The following is a 24,520-nucleotide window of genomic DNA, read 5'->3' as shown; positions in this document are numbered from 1 at the left end:
GTATTCCTCCTGCTGTAAATTATGGAGGGGTATATGTTTACACTTTTGAAGGCGGCTTCCATTTACTCGCCTGATTTCCTGGGCAAAAAGGATATCCTTTTTTGTTTCGACAAGATAGCTGCGGTTAAAAATTCAATTGATGCTGCCATGTTTGACCAGATTGAGGTTGTGGACTGTGGGGACAAGATTATTCTGCCGGGCTTTATAGACCTGCATGTGCATATTACCGGAGGCGGCGGGGAGGGTGGCTTCTCAACCCGGATAGCTCCGGCGGAAGCCGCCGACATCCTTAAGACCGGAATTACCACGGTAGTTGGGGTGCTTGGAACCGACGGAGTCACCAGAAGTGTCGCAGGTCTGTATGCCCAGGCGAAAAAGCTCGAAGCCGGAGGCCTGACCACTTACATGTACACAGGCTCCTACCAGGTGCCGGTTATAACCCTGACAGGAAGCATTCAGAGCGATATTGTTTTCGTGGACAAAATAATCGGTGTGGGTGAAATATGCCTGGAGGACCACAGAGCCTTTCAGCCCACCTTTGACGAACTTGCAAGAATAGCAGCCCAGGCAAGAAACGGGGCACTGCTGTCTGACAAGGCGGGGCTTGTACATTTTCACATGGGACTGGGTGAAGCGGGACTGGATTACCTGTTCAGAATGCTGACCGAAACCCGGATACCTGCCGCCCACTTTCTCCCCACACATGTAAACCGCACAGGGATGCTTTTCCAGCAGGCCTGCAGCTATCTGCAAAAAGGCGGATATATTGATCTGACGGCGGGCTTTATACCAACCAGGGAAGACCCTGAATGCATAGCAAGCTATGATGCCTTGAAAAAGCTGGTGGATACAGGCGCGGAAATTGGCAGGGTAACCTTGAGTTCCGATGCATACGGCAGCGTTCCTGTTTTTGACCCCCAGGGAAAGCTCGTGTCCTCAGACACGGTTTTAACAGGAATATTATTTGAGGAAATAAAGGTGGCGATTAAGGAAAAGGGCATTCCAATAGAGACCGCAATATCCTTTATTACAAAAAATCCGGCCTCGGTTTTGAAAATCCAAAAGTACAAGGGCAGCCTGGAGCCCGGCAAGGATGCGGATTGTGTAATCTGTGACAGGGATTTGAACATAGAGGCTGTGTATGCAAAAGGTATAAAATACTCCTAATTGGTAAAAGGGTATCATATAATTAATAAGGGACAACTTTATTAATTTTACCTGAGGGAGTTGAGTTTTTTGTGCAAGGAGATACGTAGATCCATACTGGCTTTTTCTGTAGTCTTTGTGTTGTTTATTCTGGCAGTAGTCATATCGGAAGGTGTTAACAGCCGGCATATACTCGGCACATATCCGGAACGGATATCTGTGGCAATACCTGATGTGGTTTCAATATCAAAACCATCACCTGAAGCTTTTGAGTTTCAGACAAGCAAGGTTGCAACCTGGCTTGTCAGACTGTTTTTAAGCTTTGCAGTACCTGCATTTTTTCTCTTTTCAAGACTGTCGGCAGGCATCCGGGCCTGGGCTGTCAAACGGACACGGCGATGGGTTTCAATGGTAGTTGTGTATTTTAGTATTTATTCATTTATAGAAATTCTCATATATTTTCCCGTGGATTTGTATACCGGTTTTTTCCGGATGCACAGCTACGGTCTTTCAAACCAGACACTGCTCCAGTGGCTGGTGGAGCTGGTCAAAGGTTTTCTGGTAAATACGACAGTTACATCTCTTGTAATCTGGGTTCCTTTCCTCATAATAAAAAAATCTCCCAAACGCTGGTGGCTGTATCTGGGGCTGGTTACTATACCATACCTTTTCATAGGTTCTTATGTGCAGCCTGTGGTAATCGATCCCATATTTAATGAATACAGGCAGGTTGAAGATGTTCAGCTCTCCCACAAGATAGACAGCCTTATTGCGAAAACTCCCATAGAGAACTGCCAGGTGCTTCAGGTGGACAAGAGCAGGGAAACAAACCAGATGAACGCTTTCATGACGGGAGTTTTCAATACAAAAAGGATCGTACTGTGGGATACCACCATTAACTATTTAAACAACGAAGAGGTTCTGGGGGTGGTAGCTCATGAAATGGGACACTATCTCATGGGACATATATGGAAGTCGATTGTTATAGGAGGGCTTGCCGGAATCATTGCCTTATATTTCGTATACAGGCTCTCCAACTGGTTTATCCGGAAATCCAACGGAAAGTGGGGCTTCACCGGGCTGCACGATGTAGCCGCACTACCGCTGATAATGCTGATGATAAATCTGCTGCTTTTTGTTTCGGCACCCCTGTCAAATGCCTACTCAAGAAGCATGGAAATTGAGGCAGACAGGTTTGAACTGGAGCTGACAAGAAATAATTTTGCCACAGCCACGGCAACGGTGAAAATGCACCAGCAAAGCCTGGCTATGCCGCAGCCGGGCTTTGTATACATGCTGTGGAACTACGACCACCCCACCTATAAGTCAAGAGTGGATTTTGCAAATGATTACCGTCCCTGGGAAAGCGGCAGACCGCTAAAATACGGGAAATTCATAAAAGGCCAAAAATAACCAAAAAGTAAAGGGTGACAGCAAAAAGGTCACATTTGATAACCATAGTTGAAAGGGCATAGTAATAGCTTGAAACCTTTGAATAAAATACCCGAAAGCACATATTTGCCTGAAAGGCGAAGGTTTCAGCCGCAATTGACTTTATGATTGACAGGAATAAATTTCTTGTTTATGATGTGTAGGAATAACTTTATGGAGGGATTGAATAATGGAAATACTTAAGGGCCTGGGGGTTTTAGACACATCTTTTCTGATACCTGTAATTATAGTGGCTGCAATTATTTTAATCATTGCAAAGGTTGCAAAAAGCATACTGAAGCTGGCGGTTTTTGCGGCAGTAATCGCCATTGGTGCAATAATCTATTTTAACCTGCCCAGCTTTTCTGTCAATGATGGTACGGCCACTCTTGACCTGTTTGGAAAGCAGCACACCGTCAGTGTAAAGGATGCAAAAGTCATTACGGAGCAAAAGGACGGTAAGACAAAGGCCGTTTTGGTTTCCGGCGGCACGCGTATCGAGCTGCCGTTCAGCAAAAGCTTTGCAGATAAATTTATAATGGAAAAGCTGAAAGAAGAAAGGTAATCTTGTATACAATAAACTTTTTTAATTTTTGAAACCCGCATAAAATAAGTGTTTGTGCGGGTTTGTTATTTATTTCCTTTAAAAAAACATGGTTTAAGCCTCCGTTTTGTGGTATAAATAAGTCAAAGCAGTTTTGCTTATACTTACTTATACAATATATATTTTTTATTAAGAGGTGGTTTAAATGGAAGCATGGAGAGATTTCAAACGAGGCAACTGGTCTGAAGAAATAGATGTAAGAGATTTTATCATCAGCAATTATGCTCCCTATGAGGGAGATGCCGGGTTTCTGGAAGGGCCTACGGAGGACACCCTGAAGCTGTGGGGAAAGGTCAGTGACCTGCTGGTAAAGGAAAGGGACAATGGAGGAGTTCTGGACGTTGATACAAAAATCATATCCACAATGACCTCCCATGAGCCGGGATACATTGACAAGGATCTGGAGCAAATTGTCGGTTTACAGACCGACCTGCCCTTGAAAAGAGGAATTATGCCCTTCGGAGGAATAAGAATGGTAACCAAGGGCAGCGAGGCGTACGGCAAGAAACTGGATGAAAGCGTTGAAAAGATTTTTACCGAATACAGGAAGACCCACAATGATGGTGTCTATGATGTTTACACTCCTGAGATGATGAGAGCCAAGAAGGCGGGTATCATTACAGGCCTTCCCGATGCATACGGCAGAGGCAGGATAATAGGAGATTACCGCAGGGTGGCTCTGTATGGCGTTGCCAGGCTCATTGAGGATAAGGAGAAACAGTTTAAGAGCCTTGAGCTGGATTATATGGATGGAGAAACAATTCAGGAGAGGGAAGAAACCCGGAGCCAGATAAGAGCACTGGAATATCTCAGCCAAATGGCCAAACAGTATGGCTTTGACATTTCCAGACCTGCAGAAAATGCTCAGGAAGCCTTCCAATGGCTGTATTTTGCTTTCCTTGGGGCAGTCAAGGAACAAAACGGTGCTGCCATGAGCTTGGGAAGGGTGTCAACCTTCCTGGACGTATACATTGAAAGAGACCTTAAGGAAGGGACACTCACAGAACAGAAAGCACAGGAGCTGATGGACCATTTTGTTATGAAGCTCAGAATGGTGAGATTCCTGAGAACTCCCGAATACGAAAAGCTCTTTTCCGGCGACCCTACCTGGGTTACTGAAAGTATCGGAGGAATGGGTCTTGACGGCAGAACCCTTGTAACCAAAAACTCTTTCAGGGTGCTGCATACACTTTACAACCTGGGTCATGCTCCTGAACCGAACCTGACTGTACTGTGGTCGGTTCATCTTCCGGAGGGCTTTAAAAGGTTTTGTGCCGACACTTCCGTGAAAACAAGCTCCATACAGTACGAAAGCGATGATATTATGAGATATTATTGGGGAGATGATTACGGCATAGCCTGCTGTGTATCCGCAATGAGAATAGGCAAGCAGATGCAGTTCTTCGGAGCCCGCTGCAATATGGCAAAGGCCCTGCTTTATTCAATAAACGGCGGACGTGATGAAAAGTCCGGTGTCCAGGTGGGGCCTGCACTGACTCCTGTTGAAGCTGAATACCTTGATTACGATGATGTTATGAAACGCTTTGATGCAGTGCTTACCTGGGTGGCAAAGCTGTACATCAATACTTTGAACATAATCCACTATATGCATGATAAATACGCCTATGAGAGACTTCAGATGGCACTGCACGACAAGGACATACTGAGAACCATGGCTTGCGGCATAGCCGGGCTTTCGGTGGTAGCCGACTCACTCAGCGCTATAAAGTATGCCAGGGTAAAGGTAGTCAGAAACGAAGAAGGCCTTGCTGTGGACTATGATATTGAGGGCGACTACCCCAAATACGGCAACAACGATGACCGGGTGGACAATATTGCCGTCATGCTGGTAAAGAGATTCATGGAGAAGCTGGAAAAACAGAGGACCTACAGGCATTCTGTGCCCACACTTTCAGTCCTTACAATCACCTCCAATGTTGTTTATGGTGCCAAGACAGGCAATACCCCTGACGGAAGAAAAGCGGGAGAACCCTTCGGACCGGGTGCAAACCCAATGCACGGCAGAGACCTGAACGGAGCCCTTGCAGTACTCAAGTCCATTGCAAAGCTTCCCTACCAGTTTGCTCAGGACGGTATATCCTATACCTTCTCCATCATTCCAAAGGCACTTGGCCGGGATGAGGATTCAAGAGTAAGGAATTTGTCGGCCCTGCTGGATTCATATTTCAAGGAAGGCGGACACCACATAAACATCAATGTTTTTGAAAGGGAGATGCTGCTGGATGCCATGGAACATCCCGAAAAATATCCGCAGCTTACTATCAGGGTCTCAGGTTATGCGGTAAACTTTATAAAACTTACAAGAGAACAGCAGATGGATGTCATTAACAGAACCATACATGAAAACATATAGTTGTCAGCAGTTGATTGACTTGAACTGTAGACTGCAGAAAGGGGTGATGTTATGGAAGTAAAAGGAAGGGTTCATTCTTTTGAAACCTTTGGTACTGTTGACGGGCCGGGCATAAGGTTTATAGTATTTTTGAAGGGCTGCCCCCTGCGCTGCAAATATTGCCACAACAGAGATGCCTGGAGCTCAGAGGGAGCCCGGCTCTTTACCCCCGAAGAAATAGTAACGGAAATAAACAAATACAGAAACTTCATAGATTCCTCAAAGGGAGGTATAACCGTCAGCGGCGGTGAACCATTGATGCAGCCGCAGTTTGTAAAGGAGCTGTTTAAAAAATGCAGGGAGCAGGGCATTCATACCGCTCTGGATACCTCGGGTTATGCTGTTCTGGATGAAGAGGTAAAGGCGGTTCTTGACCATACCGACCTGGTGCTGCTGGATTTGAAGCAGGCCAATGCCGGCAGGCATAAGGAGCTGACCGGAGTTGAAAACGGAAGGATAAGGGAGTTTACAAAATACCTGGGAGATATAAATAAACCGGTATGGATAAGATATGTGCTTGTACCGGGCTACACCGACGCCGAAGAGGATTTGGAGGCGGCCCATGAATATCTTGCCGGCTTTAAAAATATTGAAAAAATCGAGGTGCTTCCCTACCATACCATGGGTAAGGAAAAGTGGGAGAAGCTCAATCTTGTATATCCGCTGGAGGGAGTACCTACACCCACCGGGGAAGAGGTGGAGAAGGCCAGAAGCATACTGACTGCGGGCAGAGGGGTATGACATTGGGGTGTCAAATTCCATTCTAGGTTTGAAATATAGTCACCAAAAAATAAAAATCTTATCAAATAGTACTAAAGATTCGTAATTTGGGGCAACATAATAGTAAATCTCCCCATACAGTCCATAATCGGGTTGTATTGGCAGATTACTATGTCCCTGGATTTACGGATGCTTTAGTACTTTTTTGTGTTTAAAATTTTAAAATAAATGGTGATATACATATATGAATATATGGATTTTTTTCATTGTTATCTTGTTGACAGCGGCAATAACAGTATTGATTACAAGGCTAAGCAGGCATTCCTCCTCAAAATTGCAGATTGAGGACATTGTTCTGTGCAGTGACGAGCTTGAGCGGCATGCGGAGGAGCTTGCAAAAGCTCAGGGTAAAATCGGAAAGAAGCGCAGCGTCAGAATGGTGTCAAAACGGGTTGAAAACAGGTACAAAAGTATACTTGAGACCTATGAAAACCTGAACCGGGATGCTGCTTCGGCTTTTCCCATCCCTCCTGCCGCCGAGTGGCTGCTGGATAACTTCTACATCATTGAAGAACAAAAAAATGTTGTAATAAAGGAATTGTCCGAGAGCAGGAATGTGGTTCCCGTATTGGCGGACGGCCCCTACAGCGGTTTCCCAAGAATATATTCCATAGCAGTAGAAATTGTTTCCCACGTGGATGGAAATGCAAATGAAAAGGTCATTAAGGATTTCATTACGGCCTATCAGAGGTATACCTTCCTGTCGGTGGAGGAACTTTGGCTGCTCACTCTCATGATTAAAGCAGCATTGATGGAAAAGCTCTGGGTAGTATGCCGGAAGATGGACGCAACCCGCAGGGACTGGTATAAGGCGCAGGAAATAGCAGGCATGATAAAAGGCTTTCAACAGGACTGCGAGGCATTCAAGGAGCAGATTACAGGGCTTGATGACCTTTCACCTGCCTTTGTGGAATTTCTCATAAGAAAACTCAGGAAAGAGGGTTCAAAAACCCTCTGGATGATTGACTGTATTGACAGCATACTTGTCCAGAACAGCGCCAACACGGACAGCTATATTTCCATAGACCATCACAATCAGGCGGTAAATCAGGTTTCCATAGGAAATATCATCAACAGTCTCCGGTCTCTGGCAGGCTATGACAGTACTGCGCTGTTCGAAAGCCTTAGTGAGGTTGAGCGGCTGCTCAGACAGGACCCGGCGGGAATATACTCTCAAATGGATTTTAATTCCAGAAATTATTACAGGAATATTATAGTAGAGCTGGCTAAAAAATATGAAACAACCGAAATAAATATAGCACGGCTTAGCTGCAGGTACGCTCTGGAGGCGAAAGCCACAGAGGGGAACGGCAGTGCCGGGGATGGGACGGCAAATGCTTCACAGGCCACCGGGCCGGAAAGCCTGCACCGGCACGTGGGCTATTATCTGATCGGCAAGGGACAAATAAGGCTGTTGCAGGATTTCAGCAAAGAACACAGCAGGAATAGTGAAAGTATTCCTTTTACAAAAAGGCAGACGGTAAACAGATTTATTGTCGTCATTGCGGGTTTATCACTGGTTTTTGCCGCTTTGCCGGTTATTTGCGGTCTGAGGCAGGAAACAGGCTTTTCAAGGGTTTGGGTGCTGGTGCTGGGAGTGCTGGGGCTGCTTCCGGCAGGAGAAATTGCCGCCACACTGGTTAACTCGGTTCTCAGCCGTGTCATAAAGCCCTCGCGCTTTGCCAGGCTGGAACTGAAACAGGGAATTCCTGAGGAACTGGCAACCATGGTTATTGTCCCGACGCTTATACCCAATGTGAAAAGGACTCTGGAATTGATAGACAATCTGGAGGTATTCTATCTGGCTAATAAAGGAGAGAATCTTTATTTTTCTCTGGTGGGAGATTTTAAGGATTCCGCTGAAGAAACACTCCCAGAGGATGCCGAGATTATCAGGAACGCTCTGGCAAGAATAGAACAGCTCAATAAAAAGTACCCCCGTGAGGCTGCCCCCATATTCTATTTTTTGTGCAGAAAAAGACAGTTTAATGAGAACCAGCAGAAATGGATGGGCTGGGAGAGAAAAAGAGGGGCCATCATTGAATTGAACCGGGTGCTGAGAGGGAATAAAAACACTGGCTACGTACACTTAAGTGCGGCTTTGGATTCCATGCCCAGGGTGAAATATGTCATAACCCTTGACGCGGATACCCAGCTTCCCCTTGAAGCAGCAAGGCAGTTGGTGGGAACCATTGCCCACCCCATGAACATGGCGGTCTATAATGAGGAAAAAGGCCTGGTTACCGACGGCTACGGCATTCTTCAGCCCAGGATAGATGTAAATATAGAAAGTGCCGGAGCATCACTTTTTACAAAGGTCTTTGCAGGACAGGGAGGCATAGACCCATATACTACCACTGTTTCAGATGTATATCAGGATGCCTTCGGGGAAGGGATTTTCACCGGCAAAGGCATATATGAGATTGATATTTTCCAGCAGACTCTGGATGGAGTTATACCGGATAATACGGTGCTCAGCCACGATCTGCTGGAGGGCAGCTATTTACGTACCGGACTTGTCACGGACATTGAGCTGATAGACGGCTATCCGGCCAAATACAATTCCTTTATGATGCGACTCCACCGCTGGACAAGGGGAGACTGGCAGTTGCTGCCCTGGATATTCGGACAAAACCAGTTATCCCTGCTGTCAAAATGGAAGATGTTTGACAATTTGAGAAGAAGCCTGGTTTATCCGGTGATGGCACTTATATTTCTGCTTTGTATGCTTCTGCTGCCTGAAAGCTGCGGAGCCTGGATAGTTCTGAGCATACTCGCACTGTGTTCTCCTGTAATAAGTTATTTTGTACACCTGCTGATGGTGGGCGATTACAGGGTATATGTAGCCAAGAGAAGTGCCACCATACTCACAGGGTTTAAAGCAATATTGCTCCAGATAGGCCTGATGCTGACTTTTGCACCATATCAGGCATATCTTATGACTGATGCAATAATAAAGACACTGGTAAGGGTGCTGGTGACAGGGAAAAACCTGCTGGAATGGATAACGGCTGCCGACATGGAACTGGCACTGAAGAATGACCTTCCGGGCTATTACAGGAGAATGTGGTTTGCCCCTGTATACGGCGTGGTTGGTCTGGCAGCGGTGATGTTTTTCCACCGGGGCTATCTGCCTTTATATATAGTTGTACTTGGGCTGTGGCTGCTGTCACCCTGGCTTGCCTTTTATATCAGCAAGCCTGCAGGCTCAGACGATGAAAGGCTGACTGAAGAGAAGAACCAGGAACTCAGGCTGCTGTCAAGAAAAACCTGGTGCTATTTTGATGAATTCGCCGGAAAAGAGGAGAACTATCTCCCGGCGGACAATTATCAGGAAGAGCCCTATAAGGGAGCAGCCCACAGGACATCACCCACAAATATAGGGTTGCTGCTGGTTTCTCAGCTTGCAGCAAGGGATATGGGCTATATAAATTCCATAGATTTGATGAAGAGAGTCAGAAACACGGTAGATACTGTTGACAGAATGCAGAAGTGGAACGGGCACTTGTACAACTGGTACAATACCACAACTCTTGAAGTGCTCCGTCCAAAGTTTGTGTCTACTGTAGACAGCGGTAATTTTGCCGGCTATCTGATGGTACTGGCGGAGGGACTGAGACAGTACGGGCAGAAGGCAATCTATGACCGGAGTAATCTGGAGGCTTTTTTTGACCTGCTGGAGCTGTGCAACAGAGAAATAGACGGAAATAAGCCCTATTTTGATATTGACCTGCTCAAAAAGCTGATTTCCAGTCAGGTGGAAGTTGACAGGGAGGCTCAAGCTGAAGATGCAAGGAAACTGGAAGGAAAATATTCGCAGTTGTACGAGTCCATAGCAAAATATCTGGATCAGCTTGGGGAGGAAAATAAAAAGGGCTACTGGGTCAAAAAGCTTATGGAAGCTTTGAATGCTTACCGGACTTTGTACCGTGGTTTTGGGGGAGCAGTTTTTGACAGGTTTGACAATATTGAAGAGTTGAAGGAGCAATTGGTGAGCCTGAGAAAAAGAATCCAGGCTTTAATAGACGGCATGCATTTCAGAAGCCTGTACGATCCTCGGAGAAACCTGTTTTCCATTGGCTATGACGTGGAGGAGGGACATCCCAGCAAATCCTTTTATGATCTTTTTGCTTCCGAGGCAAGGCAGACCAGTCTTGTTGCCATAGCAAAAGGCGAGGTGGAAAAACAGCATTGGTTCAAGCTGGGGAGAAAACTGACACGGGCAGACCGTGAAAAGGGGCTTGTTTCCTGGACCGGCACCATGTTTGAATACCTGATGCCCAGGCTGGTTATAAAAAGCTATCCCGGTACTTTGATTGACAGGACCTATAGTTTCGTTGTAAACGCACAGATTAAATACGGTCGGAGCAAAAATATCCCCTGGGGTATTTCGGAGTCCTGCTATTATGCATTTGATATAGCACTCAACTACCAGTACAGAGCATTCGGAGTTCCGTATCTGGGGTTGAAGAGGGGACTTGTCAACGATCTTGTTGTTGCCCCTTACGCAACTGTTATGGCAATTGATATTTCTCCGGCGGAGTGCTGGAACAATATTGAAAAGTTCAGACAACTGGGAGCGGAAGGTCAGTTTGGACTGTATGAGGCTCTGGATTTCACAGACTCAAGACTGACGGAAGGACAGCAGTGTGCAGTGGTAAAAAGCTACATGGTGCACCATCAGGGAATGAGCATGCTGGCCTTGGTCAACTATTTCAAGGACAACATCATGCAGGCCAGGTTCCATGAAAATCCTCAAATCAGAGCTGTTGATTCGCTGCTGCAGGAAAAGTTCCCTGCAAACGTGATGCTTTCAAAGGAGCACAGGGAAAAACCGCAGTTCACCTACAGAAAGCAGATGAACCTGGAAGAGACGGTCATCCGCAGTATTACCAGGCTGGACCTGGTACCGGAACTGCACCTGCTGACCAATGGCAGCTACAATGTTATGCTGACCGACAGGGGCAGCGGTTCTGCAAAATGCCATTCCCTGGCAGTTTACAGGTGGTATGGTGATTATATGACCAGCAGCGGAATGTTTGTCTACCTGAGAAACATTAATTCAAATGAATTCTGGTCAACCACCTATAACCCCACAAACACAAGGCCGGAGGCCTACAAGGTTATTTTTTCTCCCCACAAGGCGGAATATATCAGGAGAGAGGGAAATATAGAAACAAACACCGAAGTGCTTGTAAGTACGGAGGACGACACTGAAATAAGAAGGGTGAGCATCCATAATCACAGCAGCTCCAGAAGGACCATAGAGCTTACAAGCTACATGGAAATGGTGCTGCAGCAGTCTGAGTCGGACACTGCCCATCCTGCCTTCAGCAAGCTGTTTGTAAAGACTGAATATATGGGTGAGCACAATGGACTGCTGGCCATGAGGAGAAAAAGGGACGATGTCAAGCAAACCGTATGGGGCTACCACACCGTTTCCACAAATGGCTCAATACAGGGAAATATCGAGTATGAAACCGACCGTGCCCAGTTCATAGGCAGAAACAGAAATCTCTCACAGCCTAAAGTCATGGACCCTGACCAGCCGTTGTCAAACTCCGTAGGCCCTGTACTTGACCCGGTTTTCAGCTTGAGAATCAGGGTGGCTATTGAACCCGGAGAGTCGGCAGTTGTCAACTTCACGGTTGGCACTTGCGATACAAGGCAGACTGCTTTGGATATGCTGGAAAAGTACAGTGATGTCAGTGCTGCCGACAGAGTGGTTGAGATGGCATGGACCAGGAGCATTGTAGAGGCAGGCTTTATAAATATTAGCGGAAACGATGAAAGGGCATACTTGAAGCTTCTGCCAAAGCTGCTGTATGGTACCGGCAGGGAAACACAGGCCGGGTATATTGCCCGGAACAGCCTCAGCCAGCCCGATTTGTGGCCTTTTGGAATTTCAGGCGATTTGCCCATAGTTCTTATAACGGTTCACAGCAGGGACAGCTTTGAAGAAATCCGCTGGTGCCTTAAGCTTCATGATTTTATGAGGCTTAAGGGAGTAAGCTTTGACCTGGTAATTCTTATAACTGACGAGGAGTCATATATCCAGCCGATTTTTGAAATGATAAGAGACCTTGCGGTTTCAGGACGCTCCTGCGATTTGCTGGATAGAAGAGGCGGAATATTTATCAGGAACTCCAGGCAGATGAATGAAGGACAAAAGAATCTGCTTTTTGCCTGTGCAAAACTTATAATAAATGCTGATGACGGGGTAGCGGACTATATTGACGAGGCGCTGGACTCCGACGAAATAATTCAGGCTGCCGGGAAACAGTCTGAGAATAATACTGTTTTTGCACCGGACTTGGAGAAAGCTTCAGTTGCTGTATCTGAAAATGGTAAAGTTGCTGAAAAAGAGCGGGCCGGGCAATTTGACCACCGGCAGGAGAGCCTGTTTGCCGGTATGAGCGGCAAGCTGAGCTATTTTAATGGCATCGGGGGTTTCGGCGAAAATGGTGACGAGTATGTTGTATGCCTGAGAGCGGGGCAGACGACCCCGGCGCCCTGGTCAAATATTATTGCAAATGACAGGTTCGGTTTCATATGCACCGAAGCAGGAGGAGGGTTTACCTGGCATCTGAACAGCAGCCAGAATAAGCTTACCACCTGGGCAAATGATCCTGTCTGTGATATGCCTTCGGAAATTGTTTACCTGCACCAGGAGGAAGATGAGGTGTGGAGCTGCACGCCCCTTCCGGCAGGAGGAGACAGGGAATATATAATAAGGCATGGCTTTGGCTACACCTCATATTTTCACAGGAGCCGGGGGCTGGAAAATGAATTGATACAGTTTACCGCCGCAGATGCTCCCGTAAAAATAAGTATATTGAGTCTGACCAATATCAGCGATGCTGAAAAAACAGTTGATGCGGCCTATTATTTAAAGCCTGTACTTGGAACAGAAGCAGGACAGACAGCACCCTACATTGTCACAAGCTTTGATGGCAGCCTTCCGGCAGTGCTTGTCAACAATGTGTATTCTTCGGATTTCAGAGGCTTGAGTGCCTTTTTAAGCTGCTCGGAAGACAAACTGAGCTATACCGGACACCGACCGGAATTTACCGGCGACAATATGGATTTGTCACTGCCTTCGGGAATGAAGCTCCCTCTTGAAGGAACTGTGGGCGCTGGCCTGGACCCCTGTGCGGCAGTAAAAGCACGGGTAACCATCCCCGCGGGAGGGAGCCGCCGCATTATATTCCTTTTTGGACAGGACCGGCCGGAGCAGTTAAAAGAACTGGTTTCCAGGTACAGGACGGTTGAGCAGGCACTGGCTGAACTTGACAGGGTTAAAGCTGGCTGGAAGTCCAGGTTGAAACAGATACAGGTCAACACCTCCGACAAAACCATGAATATTATGCTCAACGGCTGGCTCCAGTACCAGGTGCTCTCCTGCAGGGTCTGGGCAAGATCGGGCTATTATCAGGCCGGAGGAGCTTTCGGCTTCAGGGATCAACTTCAGGATGTGATGGCAGTGGTATATTCCATGCCTGAAGTTACAAGGAAGCAGATATTGCTGCATTGCAGGCACCAGTTTCTGGAGGGCGATGTGCAGCACTGGTGGCACGAACAGAAGACAAACGGCATTCGGACAAGATATTCCGATGATCTGCTCTGGCTTCCGTATGTTACCTGTGACTACATCAATACCACAGGCGATTATGAAATACTCAAACAGGTAGAACCGTATTTACAGTCTCCGCTGCTGGGTGAGGATGAGCATGAACGCTATGAAATACCTTCTGTCAGCAGTGAGTCCGGAAATGTGTATGAGCACTGTATCAGGGCCATAGACAAGGGCCTTGCCTTCGGACCGCACGGAATTCCCCTTATGGGCGGAGGGGACTGGAATGACGGTATGAACCTGGTGGGCGTCGGCGGAAAGGGAGAAAGTGTCTGGCTGGGCTGGTTTTTATACTGTGTGCTGCTTCGCATGCTCCCTGTATGCAGCTATATGGGTGACGAGCAAAGAGCGGAGGAATACAGGCTGAAAGCGGATGAAATCATACAGGCCCTTGAAGGAGAGGCCTGGGACGGCAGTTGGTACAGGAGAGCATATTTTGATGATGGAACACCCCTGGGCTCCATTCAGAATGATGAGTGCAGGATAGATTCCCTGTCACAGTCCTGGGCTGCCATATCGGAAGCAGCAAGGTCAGGCAGGGTTGAGGAAGCAATGAGTGCTGTGGAAAAGTATCTCATAGACAGGAAAAACGGCTTGATAAAGCTGCTGACTCCTCCTTTTTATGACGGCAATCTCAATCCGGGATATATTAAAGGTTATTTGCCCGGAGTCAGAGAAAATGGCGGACAGTACACTCATGCGGCCACCTGGGTTATATATGCCTTCTCAAAGCTTGGAAACGGAGAACAGGCCTGGGATTTGTTCAATATGGTCAATCCCGTGAATCATTCCAGAACCGATATGGAGCGCATGACCTATAAGGTTGAGCCCTATGTAATGGCTGCAGACGTATATGCCGTATACCCAAATGAGGGAAGGGGCGGCTGGACCTGGTATACAGGGGCGGCTGGCTGGATGTACCGCATAGGCCTGGAGCATATTCTGGGAATCAAAAAGCAGGGAGGCGGTCTGATAATAGACCCATGCATTCCTAAAAAGCTCAATGAATACTCTGTCCGGTATACCTTCGGTTCAAGTGTATATGAAATAACAATCAAAAATGAAAGCCATAGAAACACCACAGTCAGCAAAATAATAGAAGACGGAAAAGTTACGGACGGCAACTGGCTGGAATTGAAAGACGACGGAAAAATCCACAGGGTGGATGCCATAATGTAAGAGGGGGGACAAGCCCCCCCTTTTTTATATGTGGGAGCCTGTCCCTGAGCGCAAGCTCAGAATATGCTGCTCAAGCTTACCTCAAGTCCTTCAAAAGTATATGAAGATATGGACTCATCCTTTTTATAGGTTGTATTTTTTAAAACATCATTATTTTCAAAGAGGAAAACAGTTACTTCCTTATTAAAGGGATTTACTATCCAATATTCCTTTACACCTGTAGACATGTACAAATCCAGCTTTCTTACCGAGTCTTTACCCCGGCTGCTTTCTGACAATATCTCTATCATAAGGGCCGGTACACCCATATAATAGTCCTTTTCATTCAGCTTTTCCTCCAGGTCGCATATGACCATCAGGTCGGGCTGGACCACGTTTATATTTTCAAGGTCCCTCTTAAGGGTGATATCATAAGGGGCCAGCATGGGACGGCACTTTTTGCCTCTGAACCAGGTATAAAATATCCCAAACAATTCTCCAAGCACTTGCTGATGAGTAGTTTTGGGAGAAGCCAGCAGGTAAATCTCACCGTCAATATACTCATAGCGTTCCTCGCTGTTTTCAGAAAGCTGCAGGAACTCTTCGTAGGTTGCCTTCCGGGGAAACTGGCAGTAGGCTTCCACCAGCTCCCTGACAAGAGGGGGCTGCTCGGCAGAATAAGCCTCATCTCCGTAAGCGGACAGCCTGGCAACCTTCCTGCCGTTGCTTGTAATGATAATATCTTCTCTCTCGGCTGCTCTCAGGTATTTTCCCAAATTATTTTTCAAGTCGGTAGCATTAATAATCATAAGGTTATGTCCTCCTGCAGATATTAGCTAATATAGCTTTAGTTACACTGGTGATGATTAGCTAAAATAGCTGATTTCATTATACTGGATTTTAATGGCAGTGTCAATATAAATCCGGATAAGTTTTTACTTCTTCATTTACATACAGCCCTTCAGTATGCTATATTAATGAATGACCATAAAATAAATCACCATGTGTGAAAAATATAACGAAAAAATAACGGGAAAAACAAAAAATTATAACATAAAAGGAGCATGTGTATGGCTAAAATTATTATGAAAACTCCTCTTGTAGAAATGGATGGAGATGAAATGACCAGAGTTATCTGGAAAATGATAAAGGATATTTTGCTGCTGCCCTATATCGACCTGAAGACCGAGTACTACGACCTGGGCCTTGAATACAGGGAAAAGACCGGAGACCAGGTAACCGTGGATTCCGCTCTTGCTACAAAAAAATACGGTGTTGCCGTAAAGTGTGCTACCATTACTCCTAATGCGGAAAGAGTCAGAGAATATGACCTGACTGAGATGTGGAAGAGCCCTAACGGAACTATCAGAGCCATTCTTGACGGAACAGTTTTCCGTGCCCCCATACTTCTCGACAGTATAAAGCCCTTTGTCAAGACCTGGGCTAAGCCTATAACCATTGCAAGACATGCCTACGGAGACGTTTACAGGGATGTTGAGTACAGGGTTCCGGGAGCAGGAAAGGCTGAGCTTGTATTTACAAACGAAAAAGGCGAGGAAACCCGCCAGACCATACATGATTTTGACGGAGCGGGCGTAATTCTCGGAATGCATAACATAGACAAGTCCATAGAAAGCTTTGCAAGATCCTGCTTCAACTATGCCCTGGATCAGAAGCAGGACATATGGTTTGCTACGAAGGACACCATTTCAAAGAAGTATGACCATACCTTCAAGGATATATTCCAGGAGATATATGAAAAAGAATACGACGAAAGGTTCAAAGCAGCCGGAATAGAGTACTTCTACACCCTTATCGATGATGCCGTTGCCCGTGTGGTCAGGTCGGAAGGCGGATTCATCTGGGCCTGCAAGAACTATGACGGCGACGTTATGTCGGATATGGTGGCAACTGCTTTCGGAAGCCTTGCAATGATGACCTCCATACTGGTGTCCCCTGAAGGCTACTACGAATACGAGGCAGCTCACGGAACGGTACAGCGCCACTACTACCAGCACCTGAAGGGCCAGGAGACCTCTACAAACTCCATGGCTACTCTGTTTGCCTGGACAGGTGCACTCCGCAAGAGAGGAGAACTTGACGGCATAGCAGAACTGGTCGAGTTTGCCGACAAGCTGGACAAGGCATCTCTTCAGACCATTGAGAACGGAGTTATGACTAAGGACCTTGCTGCACTTTCTGATTTAAAGCAAATAAAAACAGTAAATACAGAGGATTTCTTAAAGGAAGTTAAAAAGACCTTTGAGGCCATGTAAGGTTGTTCATGCCAGCAGGCTGAAGGCACCAGTCATCAATTAAAAACAATTATCGAGCTTTTATATAAAAAGGGGCCGTGCAATAATTTTTATTTTTAGTGCGACAGCCCCTTGACCTTCATCCTCGCAAGGGAACGTCAACCTATCCATTCATAGTGTGACAAATTACATGATTTGCACTGTTTCTCAGTGCTTGGCATCACGAGCCGTGGCTCATTCTTACGTTGTGTGTGATGTTAACTCTGGTACGGAAGGATTGCAAGTAGATTCTAGGGAGTTTTGAATAGAAAAAAACAGAGAAGAAAAAATATTATACCTTCTCTGCTTGGTATGCTGTTTTAAGATATGCCTTATGAGAGTAAAGGGAATTTTCCCCCTTAAACCCCCGTCTGCCCCCATTTTAGCATGAGTAAAAATATCGGTCAAGATATGGTTCACCATGAACCATGGGGGGCGCTATATCTCATGAACTGAGTAAAAACCGGGCTGGAGAAATTAATCCGTACAGCATGTTTTCAATCATCAAATCCCTTGCCCCTGTGTGGCGACGTGTTACCCCTGTTTCCGATTTTCAAGCGACTTTGGAGTACGAATACCCATGCATAGATTGAGAAGGAATTTGAGGGCAATTTGACGACTGTTCGTTCCGATACTTTCCCGAACAAATTGTGCTGAACCTATGGGTCGAAAATGATGCTGGTTAAAGAGGGGTGGTCGCAGAGCGCCCCCTCTCGGCTCACATCAGCCCGCAATGCGGGCTGCGGCATTTGGCATGGGTAGTCGGAATAAGCCATAGTGTGTCGGCTAGGTGGTCGAGATAGGTTGTAAGCGCCCATTTTCTGGCGTTTCAAAGGTGGTCTTTAAGGTGGCTGTTAAAGCCTCTTAAAGATGCTGACAGCCATCTGTTGCCTTTTGCAACAATGCGCTCTTTTCACTTGCTTATTAGTTGAAAATCGCAACATCTTTGATATAAGCTGTTTTTGCATGTTGTATAGTATAAAGACAAAAATATGCTATAAAGCGTTTTGAAAGTATATCCTAGAACGTTCACTTTATTAGCTTTATGTCTGCTCGAAGAGCAAGAGGAAAGGCCACATCAGCCGAAACTGGTATGCTCCCTTTGTAGTAGACAGTTGAAATAATAAAAACTGTTTATGAAGAAGGGAGCATATTTTTTAATGGGACGAAAAGGAAAAATTTCAGCATTGGAAAAACAAGATGCAGTTCAAGAATACCTATCAGAGAAAAGATGCATATCTCAAATATGCCGAGATATGGGAGTTGATAGGCATTCTTTCTACAAATGGCTTCAAAAATACCAGATGTTTGGAGTTGAAGGATTAACAACGGTAGGAAAGAATAAATATTATCCTGCAACAATTAAGCAGCAGGCTGTTAGAGAGTATCTTGCGGGAAAGAAATCTCAAGATGAAATCTGTAGACAATACGAAATTTCATCTCATAGTATTTTGCAGCAATGGATTAAGAAGTATAATGGTCATGAAACATTTAAATCTCATGATTTTAAAGGAGATAAGAGCATGACCAAGGGAAGAAAGACAACATTTGAAGAAAGAGTTGAGATTGTAGCTTTCTGTATTGCTGATGGCAATAATTATCAGAAAACAGCAGATAAATTTCAGGTTTCCTATCAACAGGTTTATACCTGGGTGAAAAAATATGAAGAACATGGTTCTGAGGCACTATCAGACCGCCGTGGCAAACATAAGAGTTTGGAAGAAATGAATGAAAGCGAAAAACTTGCTGCACATTTAAAACTTCTTGAAGCAGAAAACAGTAAATTGAAGATGGAGAATGACTATTTAAAAAAATTGGACGAGGTGGAAAGGAGGCGTTCAGGAAAAGGGCATGTCGTGAAAACAAATATATAACCATAAGAGAACTTCACGAAGCGAAAAGATACTCTATTACTGAGCTGTGTAATATGGCTGGTATTAGACGTTCTTCCTACTACAAATGGAATAACAGATTGGAAAGTGAAGCAGACCATGAAAACACGGTGGTTCTTACGGCGATGATTCAATTATATACAGAAGTAAAGGGTATTTACGGCTATAGACGTATGACTATGAATATCAACCGGAGTCTCAATAAACAGTATAACCATAAGCGCATTTATCGGCTGATGAAATCGGTAAACATGAAGTCTGTAATTCGCAAGAAGAAAAAGAATTATATGCCCAGTACACTGCAGATAACTGCTGAAAATGTATTAAACAGAGAATTTCAGACAGATAAACCAAATCAGAAATGGGTGACTGATGTTACGGAATTCAAACTAACAAATGGGCAAAAAGCTTATTTGAGTGCGATATTAGATTTATGCGACAAAAGTATCGTTTCTTATGTACTTGGGCGTTCCAATAATAACCAGCTTGTTTTTGACACCTTTGATTTAGCTGTAGCCGCCAATCCTTATGCAAAACCGCTTTTCCATAGTGATAGGGGGTTTCAATATACTAATAGACAGTTCAAAAAAAGACTTGACATTATCAATGCTACCCAAAGTATGTCCCGTGTCGGCAGATGCATTGATAATGGACCAATGGAAGGCTTTTGGGGTATCATCAAATCTGAGATGTACTATTTACACAAGTTTCATACCTATGAGGAATTAAAACAAGCAATTGAAAAGTATATTGATTTTTATAATATGAGAAGATTACAGAAGAATTTAAGAGGTCTGGCCCCGATGGAATATCGAAACCAGACCTTAGTAGCATGATTTTTTATTTTTTACCTGTCTGCTTGACAGGGGGCAGTTCAAACTGTGTGACCTTGAAACCTACATCTGTTTTGGGGAACAGTCTTCAAAACTTTTTTTCGTTAACTTGCCAAAATACTTTAGTAATATTTCTTTAGTCTTTGAATCTTCTTCATAATACAAACTTTCAATTATGGCAACTCCGATTAAATTTTTTGTTTCTTCATCGCCATTAGTAAACATATCTTCAACAAAAATGAAGATAGTTTTTAGTTTTTCCTCGTCATAACAATTAGCTTTGTCCAAAATGAATTTCACAAATACAGATTCATAAAATACATATGGAAGATCTTCGTAATCATCGATATTTTCTTCATAAACTTTTCTTAGTTCCGAAAAATTGTTGATTAGAATATTTATAGCTTCTTTGTATTTGTACATGAATACGCCTCCTATTTACCACTTAGCGCTTTATTAATGTCCTCTATTAAGGAATTAACAACTGACTTATCATAATCATTTAAATCTCCAGCCCTCAACCTTCTTTGTAAGGCATTTGAATAGTCGTTAAGCTTTTGCGTATGGAATTTCCCATTTGTTGGTAGCCCAGTTTTGAGCTCATTCCTAACTGCATCCATTGTGGTTCCATTCCCAATAGTGTTAGAACCACCTTGTCCTTTATACAAGTCGTTAATAATATTTTTTAGTTTTTCATTAGAAACATTAGGCTTTAAATCTAAATTAATCTTAGACGCTCCCGTATTATAGAAGCTCTATACTATGCTGTTTTCCTGCAGCTTTCCTTACCCCTAAAAAACTCGCTCTATATGAAGCCTCCTTAAAGAAGCTTATTTACATTTTTTACAATTCTATTTTACCATATTGACAGTTCCAGACAACATCAATCTACCAACTTTTCAAACGGCTTGTATTCGGTCTTTGTCCGCATCATGCCGTAAATAATCCTTACAGCCCTTCTGGTTATGCAGACAAGGGCTTGCGGCTTTGTTTTGCCTTCCTTGAGCTTGCTTTCAAAATACTCTCTGAATACCGGGTGCCTTGCCTTACCGTTCGGATTTACCTGCACCAATTGGATGGCGAGAAAGTGGAATATTGCATTCAAAACCCTGTTGCCCTGTCTGCTTCGCTGGTCTTTGCCCTTTCCGGCAGAGCTGAAATTGACCGGAGCTACACCGCTGAACCGAGCCAGCTTGTCAGAGTTCGGAAACCTTTCAATATTGCCAATCTCAGAGATAATGCCTGCCGCTGTGATAAGGTTGATGCCCGGCATGGTATGAAGCTTGTACCCTGTAAGCTGAATCAGCCTTTCCAATTCCCTGTCTATATCCTCATTCTCCTGCTTTCTGAACTTCAATTCACGCACAAGGCTCTTGATAACTAGGTCACGCTCATCCTGATAGTCCTTCTCCTCCGGGCTGTTTCTTTCTGAAAGTGATATTATCTCCTGCACCTTCTTTACCGTCATACCCCTATGCACCTGCCGTAATTCCTCCAGTAACTCTTCCGGCTGTACACCTTTCAGATGCTTGGGATGGGGGTACTTCTCCCAGAAATACATGGCTGTTTTGGTGTCCACATCACAGAAATATTGCTTGTAGCTTGGGTAAACATAGGTAAGCTGGGCATTCAGCTGGTTTTTGGCAACAATAATGCCTTTGACAAGGGAATCCCTGCGTTTGACAAGTTGCCGGATCGTCCAGGATAAATCGTCATGCTGTTCATCCGGCAGGGTGTCCAGCATATCCCTCAGTATCCTTGCCACACAGAAAGCATCGTAGGAATCATCCTTCCTGGACATGGGTGCACTTGAACGCATTGCGTCAGTGTAGGCAGGATTTACATGCTTGACGGTGTATTTATGCCCCAAAAGGTAGGAGGCAAAATTCCGTCCAAAGCCCCTGGTATCCTCCAAGCCGAATATGGGCTGCAAGTCTCCATATAGCGATTTCACATCGACCATGAATTTGTCATAGGCTGACGGCCTGTTGGCGAAGGTGATCTCGCCTAATTTGTTAGTCCAGCAGTCCATAACCACTGCCGTATGGGTATCCTTATGCATATCAATGCCTATAAAAGCCATCTTACGTTTTTGATAAATACTATCTCCTCCGTTTCTTTGCTTTGTCTCCATAAAACCTGCCGGCAGCCGCACTTTATGAGCGTTAGATTTGGTTAGGGACATTTCTTGAAAAGATGTGTCCCTTGATCTTAATCCCCGCAAGGGAGCGTAAACCTATCCACTTTCCATGTGACAAATTACGTGATTTGCACTGCTTTTCAGTGCCTGGCATCACGAGCCTTGATTCAATTGTTGTGTGTGATATTAACTCTGGTACGGAAGGATTGCAAGTAGATTCTGAGGACTTTTGAACAGAAAAAAGAACAAAAAACAGAGAAGAAAAAATAATCGTTTAATCTTCTCTGTTCGCATATGCTATTTCATAATATTCCTTATTGAAAGTTCTGAGGGAAATTCCCCCTTAAAACCCCGGCTGCCTCCATTTTAGCATGGGCGAAAATGCCGGTCAAGATATGGTTCACCATGAACCATGGGGGATGTGCTATGCCTCATGGATTAAGTAGAAACCGGGCTGAAGGAATTAATCCGTACAGCATACTTTCAGTCATCAAATTCCTTGCCCCCGTGTGGCGACGTGTTACCCCTGTTTCCGATTTTCAAGCGGCTCCGGGATACGAATACCCATGTACAGATTGAGAAGGAATTTGAGGGCAATTTGGCGACTGTTTGTTTCGATACTTTTCCGAACAAATTGTGCTGAACCCACCGGTTTATTTTGATGCTGGTTAAAGAGCCGGGGTCAAATACTTCCCCGGCTCGGATTACATCAGCCCGCAATACGGGCTGGAAGGCTGTCTCAATAGGGGTCGCATTGACAGCAATGGGGTTGCAATCGGGGTCATAATTTATCCGATTGCCAAATTTATCAAGGAGAATATAGGGGTCATTGCCGATCCTTTTGAGCATATAAAAGGGCAGGCTGTTACACCTACCCGGATTTATTATTCAGAAAAACCAATACCTTTAACAATAGTACCTTCTGGCAACCCATTAGTCTTTTGAATCAATTGGCTACAGATGCTCCAATAAACATCCATGTCACTCTTTTCAAGATTTTGTAGTGTATCCTCTCCACCTAAGAAAAGCATAACTTTATATCCTACACACTCATTAATTTTCAACCCATCGGGATTGATTGATGTCCAGTCCTTAAAGAACTCCGAAGCCAAACATGAATCGTGATACTCTGGAATTTCTTCATCGTGAAATTGAACAATATTACATGGTATTTCTAAAACTTCTGCTGTACCAGGTTCGAACATTAGTATTTGAGGTTGTTCATTCTCTATCCTTTGATTATCAAGAGCAAATTGACGTCCAAGCCAATCATAGCCAAAGCATGTTATTCTTCCATTAAATTCTGGGAAAGCCTGTATAACGTTGTTATTCCACTTCTCCACATCACTCAGAGTATGTAATCTATAAAGACCTTTATTAAAAGACTTTCCCCCAAATGTATTTAATAGTTTGCTTAGTACTTCCACCGAGTTGTTTCCCTTTATGACATTGCTTACCTCATTAATACTAAAAAACTTGCAAAATCTCTCAAACATCCTTATTCACCTCGCTAAGATTATCGAATCGTAAATTCATCAAATTGTGTTCCGACTGGATAATCCTTAATTTTGTTCTGAATCTGCTTACCCAAGCTTCTATTAACGCTGTTATCTAATGGATTCATATTTAATATATCATCTGCACCGCCTAGCTGTAAATCAATTGTATGGTCAACATCCTTTCCTTGAGGTACAGAGTCTGGTCCATTAGCTTTTTTATATCTTGATGAAGCAGATGTCCCACTTCTATTTGGTGCAGTTTTTACAGTTGGTGCTTCCGTTAATGCTTGAACTTTTGCATCCGCTTCTACCCTTTGTGCTGCTGTCCAACCATCTTTATACTTTAACTCAATATTTACACCATTCTTGACCTCAGACGCTCCCTTATTATAATTCGCATTATGAACCAATACACCATTATCGCCAACATGATAAGTATGGAAATCATCCACTTGGAAGTTATATACCTTGGTTGGTTCATCAGTAATTTCAACTTTTCTGTTTTCCACTAATAAGACGTTGCCGCTTGAATCAAGCACCTCATTGCCAGCTTCCAATTCTCCGGCATTAACGAACCCGGCATCTTTAACATAAAACGGATGTTCAAAGGTTGTTTTGATTAACCCGCCGTTGATTGTCAAATGCACAAGCTCTGTTGTTTCCCGTATGTAGGTTTCAAGCACCGTCTTCTCTGCAA

At 44.6% G+C, this 24,520-nt stretch carries 16 protein-coding genes; 9 read left to right on the top strand and 7 right to left on the bottom strand.

The window, feature by feature from the left end:
- Positions 1 to 33 precede the first annotated feature (33 nt).
- The 6 genes from iadA (at position 34) to CLHUN_RS15935 (ending at position 15,186) form a co-directional block, all read left to right on the top strand.
- Positions 34 to 1,167 (top strand): beta-aspartyl-peptidase, encoded by a 1,134-nt coding sequence (gene iadA, locus CLHUN_RS15960; RefSeq protein WP_080065630.1) that lies wholly within the window; start codon positions 34 to 36, stop codon positions 1,165 to 1,167.
- Positions 1,168 to 1,236: 69 nt separating this feature from the next.
- Positions 1,237 to 2,559 (top strand): M48 family metallopeptidase, encoded by a 1,323-nt coding sequence (locus CLHUN_RS15955; RefSeq protein WP_080065629.1) that lies wholly within the window; start codon positions 1,237 to 1,239, stop codon positions 2,557 to 2,559.
- A gap of 208 nt (positions 2,560 to 2,767) precedes the next feature.
- Positions 2,768 to 3,142, top strand: coding sequence for a hypothetical protein (locus tag CLHUN_RS15950; RefSeq protein WP_080065628.1), 375 nt, complete (start codon positions 2,768 to 2,770; stop codon positions 3,140 to 3,142).
- A 184-nt stretch (positions 3,143 to 3,326) separates the two neighbouring features.
- On the top strand, positions 3,327 to 5,555 hold the full coding sequence (gene pflB / locus CLHUN_RS15945) for a formate C-acetyltransferase (RefSeq protein ID WP_080065627.1): 2,229 nt from the start codon (positions 3,327 to 3,329) through the stop codon (positions 5,553 to 5,555).
- Positions 5,556 to 5,606: 51 nt separating this feature from the next.
- Positions 5,607 to 6,335, top strand: coding sequence for a pyruvate formate-lyase-activating protein (gene pflA / locus CLHUN_RS15940; RefSeq protein WP_080065626.1), 729 nt, complete (start codon positions 5,607 to 5,609; stop codon positions 6,333 to 6,335).
- A gap of 223 nt (positions 6,336 to 6,558) precedes the next feature.
- Positions 6,559 to 15,186: a glycoside hydrolase family 94 protein gene (locus CLHUN_RS15935; protein ID WP_080065625.1), complete on the top strand. Its 8,628-nt coding sequence runs from the start codon at positions 6,559 to 6,561 to the stop codon at positions 15,184 to 15,186.
- Between the two features lie 56 nt (positions 15,187 to 15,242).
- On the opposite strand, the gene CLHUN_RS15930 is transcribed toward CLHUN_RS15935, so the two are convergent.
- Positions 15,243 to 15,974, bottom strand: a complete 732-nt coding sequence (locus tag CLHUN_RS15930; protein ID WP_080065624.1) for a type II toxin-antitoxin system Phd/YefM family antitoxin — start codon at positions 15,972 to 15,974, stop codon at positions 15,243 to 15,245.
- Between the two features lie 261 nt (positions 15,975 to 16,235).
- On the opposite strand from CLHUN_RS15930, the gene CLHUN_RS15925 reads away from it, so the two are divergent.
- From CLHUN_RS15925 to CLHUN_RS15915, 3 genes are all read left to right on the top strand, one after another.
- Positions 16,236 to 17,441, top strand: coding sequence for an NADP-dependent isocitrate dehydrogenase (locus CLHUN_RS15925; RefSeq protein WP_080065623.1), 1,206 nt, complete (start codon positions 16,236 to 16,238; stop codon positions 17,439 to 17,441).
- A gap of 1,178 nt (positions 17,442 to 18,619) precedes the next feature.
- Positions 18,620 to 19,333, top strand: coding sequence for a helix-turn-helix domain-containing protein (locus tag CLHUN_RS15920; RefSeq protein WP_080065622.1), 714 nt, complete (start codon positions 18,620 to 18,622; stop codon positions 19,331 to 19,333).
- The gene (locus CLHUN_RS15915; protein ID WP_117387072.1) at positions 19,273 to 20,187 is read left to right on the top strand and encodes an IS3 family transposase; all 915 of its coding nucleotides are present in this window, start codon (positions 19,273 to 19,275) and stop codon (positions 20,185 to 20,187) included. The genes CLHUN_RS15920 and CLHUN_RS15915 overlap by 61 nt, the downstream gene beginning before the upstream one ends.
- A 60-nt stretch (positions 20,188 to 20,247) precedes the next feature.
- Here CLHUN_RS15915 and CLHUN_RS15910 read toward each other — a convergent pair whose 3' ends face one another.
- The 6 genes from CLHUN_RS15910 to CLHUN_RS15885 form a co-directional block, all read right to left on the bottom strand.
- Complete coding sequence (locus CLHUN_RS15910; RefSeq protein ID WP_080065620.1) at positions 20,248 to 20,607, bottom strand: DUF7674 family protein; 360 nt, start codon at positions 20,605 to 20,607, stop codon at positions 20,248 to 20,250.
- An 11-nt stretch (positions 20,608 to 20,618) separates the two neighbouring features.
- Positions 20,619 to 20,804, bottom strand: coding sequence for a hypothetical protein (locus CLHUN_RS15905; protein ID WP_080065619.1), 186 nt, complete (start codon positions 20,802 to 20,804; stop codon positions 20,619 to 20,621).
- A gap of 263 nt (positions 20,805 to 21,067) precedes the next feature.
- A complete protein-coding gene (locus CLHUN_RS15900) occupies positions 21,068 to 22,318 on the bottom strand; it encodes an IS110 family RNA-guided transposase (RefSeq protein WP_080065618.1) in 1,251 nt (416 codons plus the stop codon).
- Positions 22,319 to 22,807: 489 nt separating this feature from the next.
- On the bottom strand, positions 22,808 to 23,173 hold the full coding sequence (locus CLHUN_RS15895) for a hypothetical protein (RefSeq protein WP_080065617.1): 366 nt from the start codon (positions 23,171 to 23,173) through the stop codon (positions 22,808 to 22,810).
- A 35-nt stretch (positions 23,174 to 23,208) separates the two neighbouring features.
- Positions 23,209 to 23,820, bottom strand: a complete 612-nt coding sequence (locus CLHUN_RS15890) for a T6SS immunity protein Tdi1 domain-containing protein (protein ID WP_080065616.1) — start codon at positions 23,818 to 23,820, stop codon at positions 23,209 to 23,211.
- A gap of 20 nt (positions 23,821 to 23,840) precedes the next feature.
- Positions 23,841 to 24,520, bottom strand: a 680-nt coding sequence (locus tag CLHUN_RS15885; RefSeq protein ID WP_242656538.1) for a polymorphic toxin-type HINT domain-containing protein, incomplete at its 5' end; no start/stop codon positions are given.

The organism is Ruminiclostridium hungatei (assembly GCF_002051585.1).
Taxonomy (GTDB): domain Bacteria; phylum Bacillota; class Clostridia; order Acetivibrionales; family DSM-1351; genus Ruminiclostridium; species Ruminiclostridium hungatei.
This window is presented reverse-complemented; position numbering and strand designations above follow the sequence as displayed.